General features: G+C 65.6%; 11 protein-coding genes and 3 pseudogenes. 9 read left to right on the forward strand and 5 right to left on the reverse strand.

What is annotated here, in order from left to right; genetic code table 11:
- The first annotated feature begins 16 nt into the window (after positions 1-16).
- Both ABH933_RS31235 and ABH933_RS31240 read left to right on the forward strand, forming a co-directional pair.
- Positions 17-1,105 (forward strand): hypothetical protein, encoded by a 1,089-nt coding sequence (locus ABH933_RS31235; protein WP_429423295.1) that lies wholly within the window; start codon positions 17-19, stop codon positions 1,103-1,105.
- Entirely contained in the window at positions 1,102-1,608 is a 507-nt protein-coding gene (locus ABH933_RS31240; RefSeq protein WP_429423296.1) for a nucleoside deaminase, read from the forward strand. The genes ABH933_RS31235 and ABH933_RS31240 overlap by 4 nt, the downstream gene beginning before the upstream one ends.
- Before the next feature lie 20 nt (positions 1,609-1,628).
- Here ABH933_RS31240 and ABH933_RS31245 read toward each other — a convergent pair whose 3' ends face one another.
- Entirely contained in the window at positions 1,629-1,886 is a 258-nt protein-coding gene (locus ABH933_RS31245; protein WP_429423297.1) for a hypothetical protein, read from the reverse strand.
- Positions 1,887-1,936: 50 nt separating this feature from the next.
- Here ABH933_RS31245 and ABH933_RS31250 point away from each other — a divergent pair, with 50 nt between their 5' ends.
- The 3 genes from ABH933_RS31250 (at position 1,937) to ABH933_RS31260 (ending at position 7,031) form a co-directional block, all read left to right on the forward strand.
- The gene (locus ABH933_RS31250; RefSeq protein WP_429423298.1) at positions 1,937-4,102 is read left to right on the forward strand and encodes an acyltransferase family protein; all 2,166 of its coding nucleotides are present in this window, start codon (positions 1,937-1,939) and stop codon (positions 4,100-4,102) included.
- Between the two features lie 241 nt (positions 4,103-4,343).
- Positions 4,344-5,516 carry an aminoglycoside phosphotransferase family protein gene (locus tag ABH933_RS31255; protein WP_215919577.1) on the forward strand — a complete coding sequence of 391 codons (1,173 nt, stop codon included), beginning with the start codon at positions 4,344-4,346 and terminating at the stop codon, positions 5,514-5,516.
- Positions 5,517-5,771: 255 nt separating this feature from the next.
- Entirely contained in the window at positions 5,772-7,031 is a 1,260-nt protein-coding gene (locus ABH933_RS31260) for a cytochrome P450 (protein WP_429423299.1), read from the forward strand.
- Positions 7,032-7,241: 210 nt separating this feature from the next.
- On the opposite strand, the gene ABH933_RS31265 is transcribed toward ABH933_RS31260, so the two are convergent.
- Positions 7,242-8,114: a hypothetical protein gene (locus ABH933_RS31265; RefSeq protein ID WP_429423300.1), complete on the reverse strand. Its 873-nt coding sequence runs from the start codon at positions 8,112-8,114 to the stop codon at positions 7,242-7,244.
- 545 nt (positions 8,115-8,659) lie between these two features.
- On the opposite strand from ABH933_RS31265, the pseudogene ABH933_RS31270 reads away from it, so the two are divergent.
- Positions 8,660-9,133, forward strand: a pseudogene (locus ABH933_RS31270) (helix-turn-helix domain-containing protein); the annotation flags it as partial.
- 199 nt (positions 9,134-9,332) lie between these two features.
- Here the strand turns inward: ABH933_RS31270 and ABH933_RS31275 are convergent.
- Positions 9,333-9,696 (reverse strand): annotated as a pseudogene (locus ABH933_RS31275) (FAD-dependent oxidoreductase); the annotation flags it as partial.
- Positions 9,697-9,837: 141 nt separating this feature from the next.
- Here ABH933_RS31275 and car point away from each other — a divergent pair.
- Both car and ABH933_RS31285 read left to right on the forward strand, forming a co-directional pair.
- On the forward strand, positions 9,838-13,356 hold the full coding sequence (gene car, locus ABH933_RS31280; protein WP_429423301.1) for a carboxylic acid reductase: 3,519 nt from the start codon (positions 9,838-9,840) through the stop codon (positions 13,354-13,356).
- A gap of 84 nt (positions 13,357-13,440) precedes the next feature.
- On the forward strand, positions 13,441-14,178 hold the full coding sequence (locus tag ABH933_RS31285) for a hypothetical protein (protein WP_429423302.1): 738 nt from the start codon (positions 13,441-13,443) through the stop codon (positions 14,176-14,178).
- A 281-nt stretch (positions 14,179-14,459) separates the two neighbouring features.
- Here the strand turns inward: ABH933_RS31285 and ABH933_RS31290 are convergent, their stop codons facing one another.
- Both ABH933_RS31290 and ABH933_RS31295 read right to left on the reverse strand, forming a co-directional pair.
- Positions 14,460-15,197, reverse strand: coding sequence for an ESX secretion-associated protein EspG (locus ABH933_RS31290; RefSeq protein WP_429423303.1), 738 nt, complete (start codon positions 15,195-15,197; stop codon positions 14,460-14,462).
- Positions 15,198-15,307: 110 nt separating this feature from the next.
- Positions 15,308-15,777: pseudogene (locus ABH933_RS31295) on the reverse strand (hypothetical protein); the annotation flags it as partial.
- 357 nt (positions 15,778-16,134) lie between these two features.
- Here ABH933_RS31295 and ABH933_RS31300 point away from each other — a divergent pair.
- Complete coding sequence (locus tag ABH933_RS31300; RefSeq protein WP_429423304.1) at positions 16,135-16,422, forward strand: hypothetical protein; 288 nt, start codon at positions 16,135-16,137, stop codon at positions 16,420-16,422.
- Positions 16,423-16,525 lie beyond the last annotated feature (103 nt).

Here is a 16,525-nt window from a genome sequence, read left to right on the forward strand (position 1 = left end):
AGGAGAAGTGACCACAATGAGCAAATCCAACGGCAGCGCAGTCCCGAAATTCATGCGCCCGGTCGTCGCCGACGAACCATCCGCCAGCGCGCGCACCGTCGCCGAACAGGCGGTCTTGGCACTGAACGCGTCGATGATTCAGCTGTACGAGACCTCCCTGGAGAAATTCAAGAAGAACATGCGCGACCAGGTGCCCATCATCCTGGCGCTGTTCTCCGGCGCCGGCGGGCAGATGATCCTGTACCGGCCCGGCCACGAACCCGAGTACGCGCCACCGGTGCCGATCGTGTACCAGCTGGCGAAATCGGTGGGCCACAGCACCATGGCGATCTACGAGATCGTTTCACCGTACGTGTCCAATGCGTATGCCAACCAACTGTGGCGGCCGCCGATGGAGATGTACCGGGCGCAGCATCAGACCGCCTTCGAATCCCTCGACGATCTGGACATGTCGGACGACGACCGCTCGATCCTGCGCTCGATCCTGCAACGCAACATGGCCTTCATGGACGGATGCCTCGCCAAGGGCGGATACAGCTACGACGACGTGGAGCGTTTCATCCGCGACACCGAACCCTATTCAGCGAAGTCGATCGGCATCGGCTCCAGCGCCCAGGTCGGGCACTGGATGAGCGTCGTCGAGGAATGGAAGGAACGACTGGGCGACGACTGGGAACACGCCTACGCGGTCAGCAACTCGCTGTACGTCGCGCGGCAGAACAACATCCTCTACAGCGTCCTGGTCCAGTTCATGGGCACCGAGACGATGGGCGACCGGTTGCTGCTCATCGAGACGCCGCAATTCGAGACCACGCCCGAGACGCTGCTCGACGTGCTCGGCCGCATCGTCGCCGATCGGTCGCTGGGCATGGTCTTCTTCCAGGACTACTTCCTCATGGACGTCGAGCTGCTCGGTGGCGGCGGGCGCGCGGCCATCACCCGCGAGATGGCCCAGCGCGGACGTGAAGCGAAGCTGCCCACCCTGGCGCCGTTCCACTCCAACGATTGGCCGTGGAAGACGAACCCCAACAAGGGAAGTGGCCCGGCACGGCTGGAGGACGTCCCGGTGAACTGCCCGGTCCGCCCGGAACCGGTCGCCCGATGACCGGCTCGACGATTTCCACGGATTTCGTGCATCGCACGATCGAGATCGCACACAGGAGTGTCGCCGAGGGCGGGTTGCCGTTCGGGACCGTCGTCGTCAAGGACGGGGAGATCTTCGCCGAGGGCAGCAATTGCGTCCCGCAGACCCACGACCCGACCGACCACGCCGAGATCCGCGCGATCCGCGAGGCGTGCCGGAAGCTGGGCTCGGAATACCTGACCGGATGCACGGTCTATGCCATCGCCCATCCGTGCCCGATGTGCCTCGCGGCGCTGTATCACTGTGCGCCCGACGAGGTCGTCTTCCTGGCCACCCGCGAGGCCACCGCGCCCTACCTGGCCGGCGGAAAGGACAAATACTTCGAACCCAGCACCTTCTACGGCGAGTTCGCCAAGCCGTGGGACCAGCGGCGTCTGCCCATGCGCTATCTGCCCCGCGACGACGCCGTCGCGGTGTACAAACTCTTCCGGTCACGCAACAGCGGCGGGCAACCGCTGCCATGACACCTGCCTGACTCGGTCGCTCAGCGCGGACCGCATTCGTCCGGCGTGCGGTCGTGGTGAATGCGCCCGTCGCTCTCGGTCAGCGGGCGACCACCGCCGCCGCGGCTGCGCACGATGATCTCCGCGGCGATGGCGGAAGGTTCGCCGAAAAGAGCAGCAGCGCCGTTCCGCATTTCTTCGAAAGGGTTTAAGTCGCTGTCCGACATGCGGTGCAAACCTCCCCATTCGACCGCGATCACATCGCCTGCGCAACGAATAGAGATCGGAAGGATCGACACGCGGAGAGTCTTCGCGCCACCGCCGACAATATCGATGAAAATGCAGCCCCATGACGGACACGGCCGAAAGCGGATTGATAGATCGGCAGGCAGACCCGATCTATGTTGCGTCGCCCCGAAAGGGGTTTCGGCCCGATATCGAGGGATTGCGAGCGGTCGCCGTGCTGGCCGTCGTGTTTTTCCATGCGGGCACGCCCGGGTTCGGTGGTGGATTCGTCGGCGTGGACGTCTTTTTCGTAATATCCGGCTTCCTCATCACCGGCATCCTCTACCGCGAGGCAACGGACACCGGCACTATCGCACTGGCCCGGTTCTACGGTGCACGGGCCCGGCGGTTGCTGCCCGCCGCGGCCATCGTGCTGGTCACCACCGCGATCGGCGCCGCGGTGCTGCTGCCGCCACTGCAGGCCCGCCAGGTTCTCGGCGACGGGATTGCCAGCGCGCTGTATGCCGGGAACTATCGGCTTGCCCTGCGCGGCACCGACTACCTCGCCGCCGACGCGCCGCCGTCGCCCTTTCAGCACTTCTGGTCGCTCGGTGTGGAGGAGCAATTCTATGTGCTGTGGCCGGTAATGATCATCGCCACGGTCTGGCTGGTGCGATGGCGCCGATCCCGAGCGGCCACGGTGCGCCCGTACCTGATGCTCCTGGCGCTTGTCGCCGCCATCTCGTTCACGATCTCGCTGATCTGGACCGGCACGCAGCCATCATGGGCCTTCTTCTCGCTGCCCTCCCGGGCCTGGGAGTTGGCCGCCGGCGGCATAGTGGCGCTCTCGGCCACCGCGTGGTCTCGGTTGCCGAAATCGGTTGCCGGGCTCGCCGGATGGATCGGTCTGGCCCTGATCGTGGCCACCTGCACCCATCTGAACGGCCGGACACCGTTTCCGGGCGTCGCGGCACTGCTGCCTGTCCTGGGCGCGGCCCTGGTGATCGTATCCGGCTGTGCGGAAACACGATTCGGTGTCGGTCGGGTATTGGTGCGAACGCAGGTGCGGGCGATCGGCGGTGTGTCCTACGCCTGGTATCTCTGGCATTGGCCGGTGCTGCTACTGGCGCCGCACGTACTCGGCCACCCGCTCGGGCAGGTCGGCGCGCTCGGCGCAGTCGTGACGGCGGGCGGGCTCGCCATGCTGACCCGGTGGTCGGTGGAGAACCCGGTTCGTTTCGTCGCCCCGTTGCGGAATTCGGCCGGCCTCAGTCTGGCCTGTGGCGGAGTGTGCACCACAGTCGCCCTCTGCGTGGCCCTGGCGTTGCTCGTGATCGTGCCTGCCCCGGTCGGTCGCGGCAAGGCGGAGCGGCCCCTCGCACTCGTGACGGCGCCCGCGCCGGCCCCTCCCGTGGTCGACCCGCACGACGAGGTGGTCGGGCAGTTGATGACACAAACTCAGGCCACAGTCGCCGCCTCAGCCGAAATCGGAGCTGTTCCATCGAATCTCACCCCCTCGCTCGGCACCGCGTCCGGTGACAAGGCAAGCGTATTCACCAATGGCTGTGTCCGCTCCTGGCGCGAGGTGGGCCAACCCGAGTGCGCCTCGGGTGATCCGGCCTCGCCCACCACGGTGGCCTTGGTCGGTGACTCGCATGCGGGGATGTGGAACCCGGCGTTCGAGCCGATCGCCCAGGCGCGGCACTGGCGGCTGGAAACCATGGCCAAAGTCACCTGCCCACTGCTCGACCTGCCCATCACCAGCCCCTATCTGGACCGCGAGTACACCGAATGCGAACAATGGCGGGGCCAAGTGATGTCCCGGCTACGGACCGAACGCCCGCGACTGATCGTGGTGGATATGTCTCGACGCTACGGCGGCGACTTCGGCTTCGTCTCCTACGACCACGCCTGGATCGATGCCCTGACCCGTTTGGTTGCCCAGCTACGCACGATCGGTTCGGCCGTCCTCGTGCTCGGCCCCGTCCCCGATCCACACACCACCGTGCCGGCATGCCTGTCCGAACACATCGACGACGCGTCGGCCTGCAGCCCGGCGCGCCCGGTCGCGGTGAACGCCGCCGGCATCGCAGCCGAGCAGGCGGCAGCCACGGCGGGCGGCGGGCAGTTCGCCGATCTCACCTCGCTGTTCTGCACCGCGATCCGCTGTCCCCTCATTGTCGGCAACACGCTGGTGTACCGCGACGACAATCACCTCACCGTCAGCTACGCCCAGGCACTCGGACCGGTCATCGGCGCACTCACCGACCGCGAACTTGCCCACAGCTGAGCCGGTTCGGTCTGCCTACAGTTGCTGCCGGTCGATGTCTTCGAAGTCGACCACTCGGCAACACACGACGCGGGATCGGACTCCGGCGTGCGGGATTCGGTGTATCGCACGCACCATATACTGCGGCAATAACTATGTCTTACAACGTGTTACGCGATTGTGAGGTACTGTCTGCGGGCGCCGGCCGGTCGGTCGGTGGCGCGTTCGTGTTGTCGTACTTCGGAATCGAGGCAGGCTTCTTATGAACCACAAGCTCTGGTTGCTCGGGCGATCGGCCACGGTCGGTGCTCACATGGCGGGGGAGATGATCACCCGGCCGAAGGCACGCTCACTCGATGATGTCCCGGTCTCCGGTGAGCGCCTTACCCCCGAATGGCTCACGGCCGTACTGTGCCGCAATGTTCCGGGCGCGCAGGTGCTGTCGTTCGAGACCTCCAACGGCAGTAGCGGCACCTCCACCCGCGTCGCGATCCGGGTCGAATACAACGAGGCGGGCGCCGCGGCCGGGCTGCCGCGCGAGCTGTTCGCGAAGACGACCACGGCCTTCAGTCAGCGCATCCTGCTCGGCGGCGGCAAGATGATCAATGGAGAGACCCAATTCTTCAAGGACTTTCGGCCGCGCGTGACGATGGAGGCGCCGATCGGCTACTGGGGCGCGTCGGACCCGTCGTCGTGGCGATCGATCGCGCTGATGGAGGACATCGCCGCCACCCGCGACGCGGTGTTCAGCGAACCGACCGCGCAGATCGCCCGCGACCAGATGGAGGATCTGGTCCGCAATCTCGCTCGCCTGCACGGCACCTTCTGGGAGGACCCGGCGATCGAGGCCCTGAACACGCCGGCCTACATGCTCGGGGTGTACCTCGCGGCGATCGATATGAAGAAGCGCTGCGAGGTCGGCCTGCGCCGGGCCGCCGAGGTCGTCCCGGAAGCTCTGCAGGGGCAAGCGGATCGGTTGTGGGCGGGGGTCGAGCGGGCCATCGCGATAGCCACCGACGACATGCCCGCGACGCTGCTGCACGGCGACCCGCACATCGGGCAGACGTATCGCACGCGCGACGGGCGCATGGGATATGTGGACTGGCAGGTCGTGATGCGTGGCGGCTGGGCACACGATTTCGCCTACACGATCAACTCCGGTTGTGAGCCCGAGGACCGCAGGGCCTGGGATCGTGAACTGCTGCAGGCATATCTGGACGAGCTTGCGCAGGCCGGCGGTAAGGCGCCGTCGTTCGACGACGCCTGGCTGCTGTATCGGCAGCAGTCCATGTTCGCCTACGCCGCATGGGCTTTCACGATCGGGCGGGCGGCATATCAGCCGAAGATGCAGTCGAACGAGACCTGCCTGGCGCTGCTGAAGCGCATCACCACCGCGATCGACGATCACGATTCGCTGGACGCGCTCGGCGTCTAGATGTACGGCCCGACGGTTGCGCCGTCTTCGGCGCGACCGTTGGGCCGTGTCCTTGACCGGCGGTGATCACACTCGATCTCCTCGCCGCCGCCCTCCCTGTCATGACATGCGAAAAATATTCCGTCAGGCTGGTTTTCGTCACGTTACACGGTGCGGTGGTTGTCGCTGTACCATCGACCGGTCGTTGCCGAGCAACGATTCGCCACGATGCAGAACTACAGCCGATGTGTCATACGAACAGTCCGGAGTTTCTTGTTGACTACGCCGCAGTCCGAGGTCCGCGCCCGATCGTGCCCGGTCGTTCACGGCTCGCCGATCGATTCCGACGACCCGCGAGTGTCACTGTATTCGCCCGAGTTCGCTGCCGACCCGCACCGCTTCTACAGTGAGATGCGAAGGCAGTACGGATCATTGGCTCCGGTCGAACTCGCTCCGGGCGTGCCCGCGACGCTGGTGATCGGCTACCGCGCCGCCGTGCGAATCCTCAACGATCCCGAACATTTCCCGGCCGATCCGCGCACCTGGCAGGAGACGGTCCCGGCAGACTGCCCGATCCTGCCGCTGCTGGAGTGGCGGCCCATGGCCAGCCGTTGTACCGGTGCGGAATTCGAGCGGTACCGGCAGGCCATCACGGCCGGCATCGGGGCCGTGGATCTCTATGCCATGCACGACATCGTGGAGAGCATCGCGACCCGGCTGATCAACGGGTTCTGCGGCACCGGCTCCGCGGAACTCATCAGCCAGTACGTGTATCCGCTGGCGTTCGAGGTCGTCAACGTTATGCTCGGCTGCCCGCCGGAGATCGGACAGCGGGTCGCCGCGGGAACGGCAGCGTTACTCGAGGGCGTCGACGCCGAGAAGGGCAATCAGATGCTCGGCCAGGCGCTGATGGACCTGGTGACCCTCAAGCGATCCGAGCCGGGCAACGACATCGTCACTGTCCTGCAACAGCATTCGGCCGCGCTGGACGATGTCGAGGTGTCGCATCATGTGTCCCAGGTCTACGGCACCGGCATCGAATTCGAACTGAATCTGATCGTCAACACCCTGCTGCTGATCCTCACCGACGAGCGCTTCGGCGGCAGTGTCCTGGGCGGGAACCTGTCCTCGCGCGATGCCCTGGACGAGGTCTTGTTCAACGACCCGCCGCTGGCGAATCTGCTGATCACCTATCCGCGCCAGCCGATCATCGTCGACGACGTGTGGCTACCGGCGCATCAGCCGGTCGTCATCAGCATGGCGGGCTGCAATACCGATCCGTCCATCCGGGCCGACGACCTCACCGGCAATCGCTCCCACCTGGCGTGGGGGATCGGCCCGCACGCCTGCCCCGCGCAGTCGCTGGCCTACCTGGTCGCACAGGATGCCATCGACCAGCTGCTGGACGCGCTGCCCGAAATGGAGCTCGACACCACGAAGGACACGCCGAGCTGGCGACCGGGTCCGTTCCACCGTGCGTTGACCGCCTTGTCGGTCACTTTCCCGGCGACCCCACCGCTGAACGTGCGGAATTAGGCCGCGCCGGCGGGGCCGCCCGGGCAGACCCGTTTCGGCCGCACCGGGCCGGTTACTTCGGGCCGTCTCGGGGCCGGGGGAGTCGCGGACACGGTGCCTCGTTTCCGGTTGCCGCCGGAACCGAAACCGGAGTTCACCGCAACCTCTTCCAGTGCGTGTGGCGCGGCATCAGGAGTTGGCCGAGATCAATCAGTGCTGTGACTGTCATCTCTAGGACATTGCTGCCTTTTCGATGGCGTCGGCAGGTGTGAACTCATGGCCGTTCTCGGTGCATGTGGCACGACCGAAGAGAAAGGTGAGTTGCCGAGCGATCGTGTGCTGCCGGCCGATAAGGGCGAGTTGGTGGAGACGGGCACCGAGATCGGTCATCTGGTCGGGGTCTATCGGAATCAGCGGTCGCTTGGTGACGTTGTCGAGCGGATAACCACTCGTACAGGTGAAGAATCCCGGCCCGCCGAGGTACACCATCATCGCGGCCCAGCAGACGGGACATTCGATCTCGAATTCCTCATCGATCAACCCGTCCAGCCTGCGCGACCACACTGTCGCGTCCTCGAAGGTCAGCATGGCCTCCACCCGGGCGATGAAAGTGTCCGGCTCATGATCCTGCTCTCCGGGACGGCTTTCGGCCAGCTCGGACTGCACCTCGGCGAGTAAGACCGCGATGCTGTCGGCGTATTGGTCTCGAATCTCGGCGGTGTATGGGTCGGCGTCGGCGATGAGTGCGCCTGCTACCAGAACGGCTTGGGTTCGATCGCTCGGGCTGCCGTCGCTGACGATGGCAGCCAGTTCGGGCAATACCGAGAAGGGGAGATCGATGTCGTACCGATGAAGCAGCACGTCTCGCAGCTTCTCCCGCGCCGTGGCGTCCGCACCTTCAACGGGAAGCCCAGCCAAGAGCGCCTCGATCTCTGGATCGAATGGATTCGACATCTCATCATCGAACCAGGTGAGATCGCGGCGAGACTTGCTGACCTTTCCCAACCACCGCGCATTCCTCCAGGTAAGGCAGCCGGGCACCAGCCGGTGCGGCAGGCATGGCGGCCGCCGAGATTGGGCATGGATGTGTTTGTCGTCGGCCACGCGGGCATAGCCTCGCGTTCCGACTCCCGGCACCGGCAGAGAGGAAGTGCTGACTGACGTCCGGCCGCGACTACACCATCGCCAGCCCGGCGCCGCCTCATCACCAATGAGAAGCACCACCGAAGCGAGCACAACTAACGTGGCTTGTCGGAGCTCTCCGATGTCGCCCTGGCCGGCCTGGACCCGCAGGCCGGCGAACCCAGTCCCTACGCCGACATGTATCCCATCACCGAGGACTGACCCTGAGTGGGAGGGGCGCCCCTGATCGTCGGCCTCATCGACCACGCCCCACGCGCCCTCGACGAACCCCCTATCGCCGATCCCGACCTGGCGGCACTCGACGCGTTGGCGAGCATCGCCAACGCAGTCGATTCCATGATCGACCGCCACATCGTCTCGGCACGGCGACGCGAGCGGCTTCGACGAGACTGGACGATCGAGCCTGGGCGGCCCGTGCCGTGGGATCAAATCGGTCAAGCGCTCGGCCAACGGTGTGATGGGCCAGCGTTGGCGTGTCACGAGCCCGGCCGGGCAGGTGCGCGCCGATGCACGCTAATGCTCCGTTGTCGGTGGAAGGTCGGCGAAGACTGGTCCAGCGATGCCAGGACCGCCCGATCGCTCACGTCGCGGCCGAGATGGGGATCTCGCGCCAGTGTGCAAGCAAGTGGGTCAACCGATTTCACCGGTTCGGGGAACTCGGTTTACTCGACCGGTCCTCAGCGCCGGGTCGGCAGCCCACCGCGACCCCCGTGGAAGTCCTCGTGCGGATCGAGCAGTTGCGGCGGGACCGCAAATGGCCGGCACGGCGTATCGCCTCCGAACTGGCCGTCGAAGGCCAGTTGGTGTCGGTGCGCACCGTGAGTCGGCATTTGGCCCGGCTCGGGCTGAACCGGCGCCGGTTCCTTGACCCCGGTGGTGAAACCAATCGGGCCCCACGCCGCATCATCGCTCGCCGGCCAGGGCACATGGTTCACGTGGACATCAAGAAAGTGGGTCGCATCCCCGATGGCGGCGGCTGGCTCGAGCGTCGTGAATGCTCCGTCGGTAATGACGACCCGGTGACCAACCTGGAATTCGACCATGTGTCCGACATTGCCACATTGCCTGGCGCATTGAGCGCGGACTGTTTCCTTTGTCGGGGTTCGGGCGGGTCGTCGGGGCGGGGTTCGGATGGCGGCGATGTAGACCGTGGCCTCGTGGTGGTCGTGGCGGGTCTGGTCATACCGCGGCGAGTTCGTGGCGCAGCACTTCGCTTGCGGCGCGTTCACCGGAGCGAATGGCTCCGTCGACCCAACCGCACATGACGGCCGAGCGCTCGGTTTCGGCCCAGTGGATACGGCCCACCACCGGAGTAGCGCTCGGCGCTCCAGTCCTGCTCGACGTAATCGACTGGGGTACCGGCCTTTTCGCCGAATCGCGTGATGAGTTCGCGTAGTATCGCCGTCCTGCGTTCGGCTGCGTCGAGGCGGCCGATCTGCCGTGCGATGGGTCCCTCGGAAATGACGCACAGGACCCCGGGCCGCCCGGCGTCGGTGCAGCCGTCGATGGTGACGGTGGCCGGCGACCCGGTTCTCGCCGTACGGGTCTACGTGAGCAATTTCACGCCCAGTCCGAGCGCGCACAGCGAGCGCCCGGGAATAATTATTCATGCTAAGTGGTTGCATCGACCAGAGCGGTTGGCCTCTCCGGAATTCAATTCTTGTACATTGAAGGAGATTTCGATATGTCGACTTCTGTCAAGGCTCGAGAAGCACGGCGACAAAATCGATTCGAGAAGTTGATCTCGAGCGACGCGCAACTCGGTTCCGCGCAGCCCGATCCAGCGATCACCGCCGAACCGGGCGAACCGGACGTATTACTCACCGACGTGATACGCACAGTGCTGAACGGCTATGCCGACCGGCCGGCTCTCGGCCAGCGCGCCGTCGAATTCGTGACCGGCGCAAACGGGCGCACCGTTGCCGAATTGCAGCCTCGTTTCGACACCCTGACCTACCGCGAGACCTGGTCTCGCGTCCGGGCCCTCGCCGATGCCCTGGCCGGCAACCCCGTCCAGCCGGGCGACCGCGTGGCGACTCTCGGCTTCACCAGCGTGGACTACGCGATCGTCGACATGGCGCTATCGCTGGCCGGAGCCGTCGCCGTTCCGCTGCAGACCAGTGCGCCGGTGCAGCAACTGGACCCGATCCTGGTCGAGACGGAACCGGTTGCGATGCTCTCCAGCGTCGACCACCTCGCGGACGCGGTCGAACTCGCACTCACCGCGGACACGCCGAAGCGCCTGGTGGTTTTCGACTACCACCCTCAGGTCGACGACCACCGAGAGGCCCTGGCATCGGCCGTCGCCCGCCTGGCGGACCGGCACGTCACGGTCGAGGCGCTCGGCGACGTCATCGAACAGGCCCCCCAGCACACCGACGGGCCCCAGATTCCGGGCGGCGACCACGACGCGCTGCGCCTGCTGATCTATACCTCCGGCTCAACGGGGGCGCCGAAGGGCGCGATGTACACCGACCGCCTGATGGCCAACTGCTGGCGGGGCTGGTTCAGCCTCGACTCGGACCTGGATCGCAAGCTGCCGGCGATCACATTGAACTTCATGCCGATCAGCCACGTGATGGGTCGGGTGATCCTCTATTCCACGCTGGGCTCGGGCGGAACGGCGTACTTCGCCGCCCGCAGTGACTTGTCGACCCTGCTCGAGGATCTCGCGCTGGTCCGTCCGACGAAGCTGGATCTCGTGCCGCGTATCTGGGAGATGTTGTTCCAGGAGGTGCAGAGCGAAGTCGACCGTCGTTGGAACGGCGGCGACCGGGAGGCCGTCGAACGGCAGGTCATGGTTGAGCAGCGCGAGAAGCTCATCGGCGGACGCCAGTTCTCGGCGATGACGGGCTCCGCACCCATTTCACCCGATCTGCGATCCTGGGTGGAGGAGTTCCTCGACATCCATTTGACGGAGGGCTACGGCTCGACCGAGGACGGCATGATCCTTGTCGACGGCCTGATCCAGCGCCCGCCGGTGCTCGACTACAAGCTGCTCGACGTTCCCGACCTCGGCTACTTCGCTACCGATAGGCCGCATCCACGCGGCGAATTACTGGTCAGGTCTCCGAATCTGATCCCCGGCTACTACAAGCGACCCGAGGTCACCGCCGAACTGTTCGATGCCGAAGGCTGGTACCACACCGGCGATGTGATGGCCGAGATCGGCCACGATCAGCTGGCCTATGTGGACCGCCGCAACAACGTGCTGAAGCTCTCGCAGGGCGAGTTCGTCACCGTCTCGAAGCTGGAGGCGGCCTATGGTGGACACCCGCTGGTGCGGCAGATCTTCGTATACGGCAACAGCGCCCGGTCGTTCCTGCTCGCGGTGATCGTCCCGACCGGCGATGCACTCGACAGCGTCGGCGGCGACGTGGCCGCGGTCAAGCCGCTGCTGCGCGATGCGTTGCAGAGTGTCGCTCGGGAAGCAGGCTTGCAGTCCTACGAGATTCCTCGTGACTTCCTCGTCGAGACGACACCGTTCACCTTGGAAAACGGCCTGCTGACCGGCATCCGCAAACTGGCCCGCCCCAAGCTCGTGCAGCACTACGGCCCAGCCCTCGAACGGCTCTACAGTGATCTGGCCGACGGCCAGACCGAGGTGCTGCGTTCGCTGCGCAAGGACGGTGCACACCGGCCGACGGTGGACACCGTGACCCGGGCCGCCGGTGCGCTGCTCGGTGCGGCCACGGCCGAGGTGGCTCCCGACGCAGCGTTCCCTGATCTCGGCGGGGATTCGCTGTCGGCGTTGACCTTTGCCAATCTGCTTCACGAGATCTTCGGCGTCGACGTCCCCGTGGGCGTGATCGTCAGCCCGGCCAGCGACCTCGCCTCGATCGCGGGCTATATCGACGCGCAGCGTGCCGGTGGTGCCGAGCGGGCGACGTACGACACGGTGCATGGTCGCGACGCGACCGAGGTGTATGCCCGCGATCTGACGTTGGACAAGTTCCTCGACGAGGCTACGCTTGCGTCCGCGCCGTCGCTGCCCAAGGCGAACCCAGAGGTACGTACCGTGCTGCTGACCGGGGCGACCGGCTTTCTCGGGCGCTATCTGGCGCTGTACTGGCTGGAACGGATGGATCTGGTCGACGGCAAGGTCATCTGCCTGGTGCGCGCCAGGGACGACGCCGCTGCCCAGCAGCGCCTCGACGCGACGTTCGACAGTGGCGATCCGAAACTGCTGGAGCACTATCGGTCGCTGGCGGCCGATCATCTCGAAGTGCTCGCCGGCGACAAGGGTGAGGCGAACCTCGGACTCGACGACGCCGCCTGGCAACGGCTGGCCGATACCGTCGACCTGATCGTCGACCCCGCCGCGCTGGTCAACCACGTTCTGCCCTACAGCCAGCTGTTCGGGCCGAACGTCGTCGGTACGGCGGAGCTGATCCGAATCGCCATCACGACCCGGATCAAGCCATTCGTTTATGTCTCGACGATCGGTGTCGGTGACGGCATCGAACCGGGCACGTTCATCGAGGATGCCGACATTCGGCAGATGAGCCCCGCCCGCAAGATCAGCGACGATTACGCCAACGGATACGGCAACAGCAAGTGGGGCGGCGAAGTCCTCCTGCGCGAGGCGCACGACCTGTGCGGTCTGCCGGTGTCGGTATTCCGCTGCGACATGATCATGGCCGACACCACCTACGCCGGACAGCTCAACGTGCCGGACATGTTCACCCGGATGATGCTCTCGCTGGTGGCCACCGGGATCGCGCCGTACTCGTTCTACGAATTGGACGCCGACGGCAACCGGCAACGCGCGCACTTCGACGGGCTGCCCGTGGAATTCATCGCCGACGCCATCTCGACCCTCGGCGCCGACGTGGTCAGCGGCTTCGAGACCTACCACGTGATGAACCCCTACGACGACGGCATCAGCATGGACACCTACGTCGACTGGCTGACCGACGCCGGCTACGGCATCACCCGGGTACCCGAATATGCGGCCTGGTTGGCGCAGTTCGAGACAAAATTGCGCGGCCTGCCCGACAGGCAGCGTCACGCGTCGCTGCTGCCGCTGCTGCACAACTATCAGCAGCCCGAACATCCGGTCAACGGGTCCCTCGCGCCCGCGGATCACTTCCGGGCGGCTGTGCGCAACAACAAGATCGGGCCGGAAAAGGACATCCCGCCCGTCTCCGCGCCGGTGATCGTCAAGTACATCACCGACCTGAAGCTGCTCGGTCTGCTCTGACCGGATTTGCGCCGACGGCCTCTGGGACGTCGCATCCACCGCAAAGGGCTGCTGGGATCAGAAAAGCACGAGATGATAGTCACGATGCTGACCTTGCGTGGTGCGGATCGGGCGTCGGCGCAGCCGGTAGCGGCGTTCGCCGGAGCGGTGGTCGGGGTGGGCTACGCGCCGCCGCCCGGCGACGAGTTCGGCGCGGCCCGGGTGCTGGTCGTCGGTGACGTGCTGCGCCGGGTACTCGAGGATGTGCACGGCGCGCAGGTGCTCGCGGCGCTGGTCACCGGCGAGCCGGACGTGCGCGTCGACGACGGGCTGTTGATCCGTCCGGTGTCCGGTCCGTTCGGCTCGCTCGACTCGGCCGCCACCGGACTGGGGCACCGTCTGAGCCTGGTAGTCACCGCCACGAGCCCTGTTCCCGCCCAGCGGTTTCCGGTGCCGCGGACGATCCGGGTCGGCGTAGTGCGCCGCACGCGCGGTCCGGAGCCGCGGGATCGGTCCACCCTCCGGTTCGTGCTGGCGACTACGCCGTATGCCGACGAGCTGACGCTCACCGCGACGTTGCTCGAGCACGCACAATCAACCCTGGATCGGTGGCGGACCCGGCTGGCGGAGTGGAGCCGATACCCGAGCCGCCCGATCCCACCGGCGTGGCTCTCGGCGGTGATCGCGGCGTTGGATGATGATCTCGATCTGGCGGCGGTGCGGTCGGTGCTGGAAGAGCTCGAGGATTCGGCCGGGATCGAGCCCGGCGCGAAGTTCGAGACGTTCGCGTATCTGGATCGGGTTCTGGCGGTGGATCTGGTTCGTGACCTCGGCCGCAGGTAAAAAGCTCGGCCCGTTGTCGATCGTTCGCGGCGGGCGGGTTTATACCCCGCGGGCGGAGTGCTTCATGGGGCTGGTGGCGGAGCAGACGACATCCCGGCCACCTACATGGCCTCGGGCACATGGCATCTCAGCATGCACATTCGAGGTGATGAGCAGACCGAGCCCATCGAACGGGGGCTACCGCTGCCGAGAGTCGCTTCGTATTATCCACTGACAGTGCGGTAAGCGGGTGTCGATACGGCCCCGCCCAGGATTCACATTCACTCGGGCGGGCGGGGCCGTTAGCGGGGGGAGGTGAGGGTGTGTTGCGTGGCGGCTATCAGACTGTGGATGGTTCGGGTGAGCTCTTCGGGTTGAGCTGGGGTGAGGGTGAATTCGTTGCCGCGGTGGTGGTGGAGGAGGTAGCGGCCGTCGGCGGGGAGGTAGTCCATCCAGTGGACGCTGCGGCCGTCGTCGGTGGGGCGGGAGTCCGTTGCGGGGCCGGGGTGGACGGCGATTTCGCCTACCGAGGAGCGGGGGCGGCGGATTATGCGGTTGAGTTGTTCGGTGTGGGAGAGGTACAGGGGGTTGCGGGAGTATTCGGCTGTTTGCAGGTCGGAGCGGCGGCCTCGGATCGAAGGGTGGCCTCCCGGAGCGCATTTGGGGAGGCTGGCGGCGATCCGGGCGGGCAGGGAATTGGCGATGCCGTGCATGAGGATGATGTCGCCGCCGTATTCCGGTGTGCGGCCGGGTAATTGGAGAGCGAGGGTGGCCCTGTGGTTGGCGACGCCCGCGTGCATGCGGACCGCTCCCGCGAAGTTGGGGCCGTAGTAGCCGTGCACCTCCACGCGCACTTGGGGTTCGAGCAGGGTGGTGAGGGCCTCGTAGAGCTGGGGGCCGATCAGAAGAAGTTGGATTTTCCGACGTCGGAAAACGTGATATCTCGTCGAATGTTTACCCCTCCATCCAACGCCTCTCCTCGGCTGCGACACTGTGGCAACCACTGGGCTGGATGCTCGCCAAACTCCGCATACGGCCATCCGTCACATATGACAACGTTCTCGGAGCCAAACTGGTGGGTCAAGCGTTTCGACGGCATCTTCTCTCGTATGCATTGATTACAGCACGCCGACTTTGAATAAGCCTCGGGCTATTCGCCCGAGGGTTTACGCGGTGATTTGGATCGGCTCGCGGACGTGTTGTGTGCCGGTGATCGCGTAGAAGGGGTTGCGGTAGAGGAGCTTTGACCCGGCCGTGTCTTGATGTATTGCGTCTTGGAGTGGGCGAGTCGGTAACTGTCGGTGCCGGTGTTGATGATTGTTCCGCCGTAAGTGAGTCTGTCGACGATTGCGGCGCAGAGCCGTGGGTTGGTGAAGGTTTTCGTCCGGTCCACTCGCCCGTAGCGGTTGATGGTTTTGGCGAGTTGTTTCTCGTCGGCGGCTTCGACGAGTTCGTTGACCAGTTTCGTGGCGGGGTGTAGCGGACTCGGTAGCCTTTTTCGGCTGCGGCGAGGGTGTGGATGGTCGCGGCGTTGATGTTGGGGTTTGCGTCGAAGTCGAAGTCCCCGAGCCATTTCTGGCGCGGGAACCCGGCGGCTTCGACTCGCCGCAGGGTGGCCCTCGACACGAGCATCACGCCGAATGGCGGCAAACAACTCCACCCGAGGCTCCATCCCGGACCCCTTCCACCAGCTCGAAAACGACCATGTCGAAATCGAGCTTGAAGTGGGGCCAAATCAAACCGTCACAGCCAGCCCGGCGCGCCGCAACCGGGGCCACATCAGACCGTCACACCGGGGCCAAATCAGGCTGTCACAGCCAGCTCAGCGACGATGCTCAGCTACGAGAGTGGGCAATAGGCGGCGCATGCGTGCACCTCCACCACATACCCGCAGGGCTCGAGATGTCGATTGCGCTCGGGGGACGGATCAGGGCGAACCCCTATCGACTTCGGTATACGTATAAATATACTAGAGCCATGTTCGATCCCATCACCCTCACCGTCGGCGCCGCACTCGTCGGCGCCGGATGGCTCGGCGGCCGGCTGGGCCGCCGAGCCCCCAAGCCGGCGCCCCTGCCCGCGCCGTGCGGCTGCGGACACGACCTGGCGCTGCACGATCGCGACAGCGGCGCCTGCCACGCCGAGATCTTTCGGAAGAATGGTCACGGTATGAAGGAATGGGTCGGTTGCAACTGCCGCCGCTACACCGGGCCCACGCCACTCGAAGAATTCTTCACGCCGAGCCCGCTGCCGCCGACGCAGTGAAGCCGCTCGCCCGGGGCGCCGGGAGCGCACCATCCCGGTTCCGCCCTACGGACCGGGAGTTCCGTCTGGATCCTGTGGGCGGGAGCTACCCGGTGGAACGGCT

It is taken from the genome of Nocardia sp. GP40, assembly GCF_050434125.1.
In the GTDB taxonomy this organism is placed as follows: domain Bacteria; phylum Actinomycetota; class Actinomycetes; order Mycobacteriales; family Mycobacteriaceae; genus Nocardia; species Nocardia albiluteola.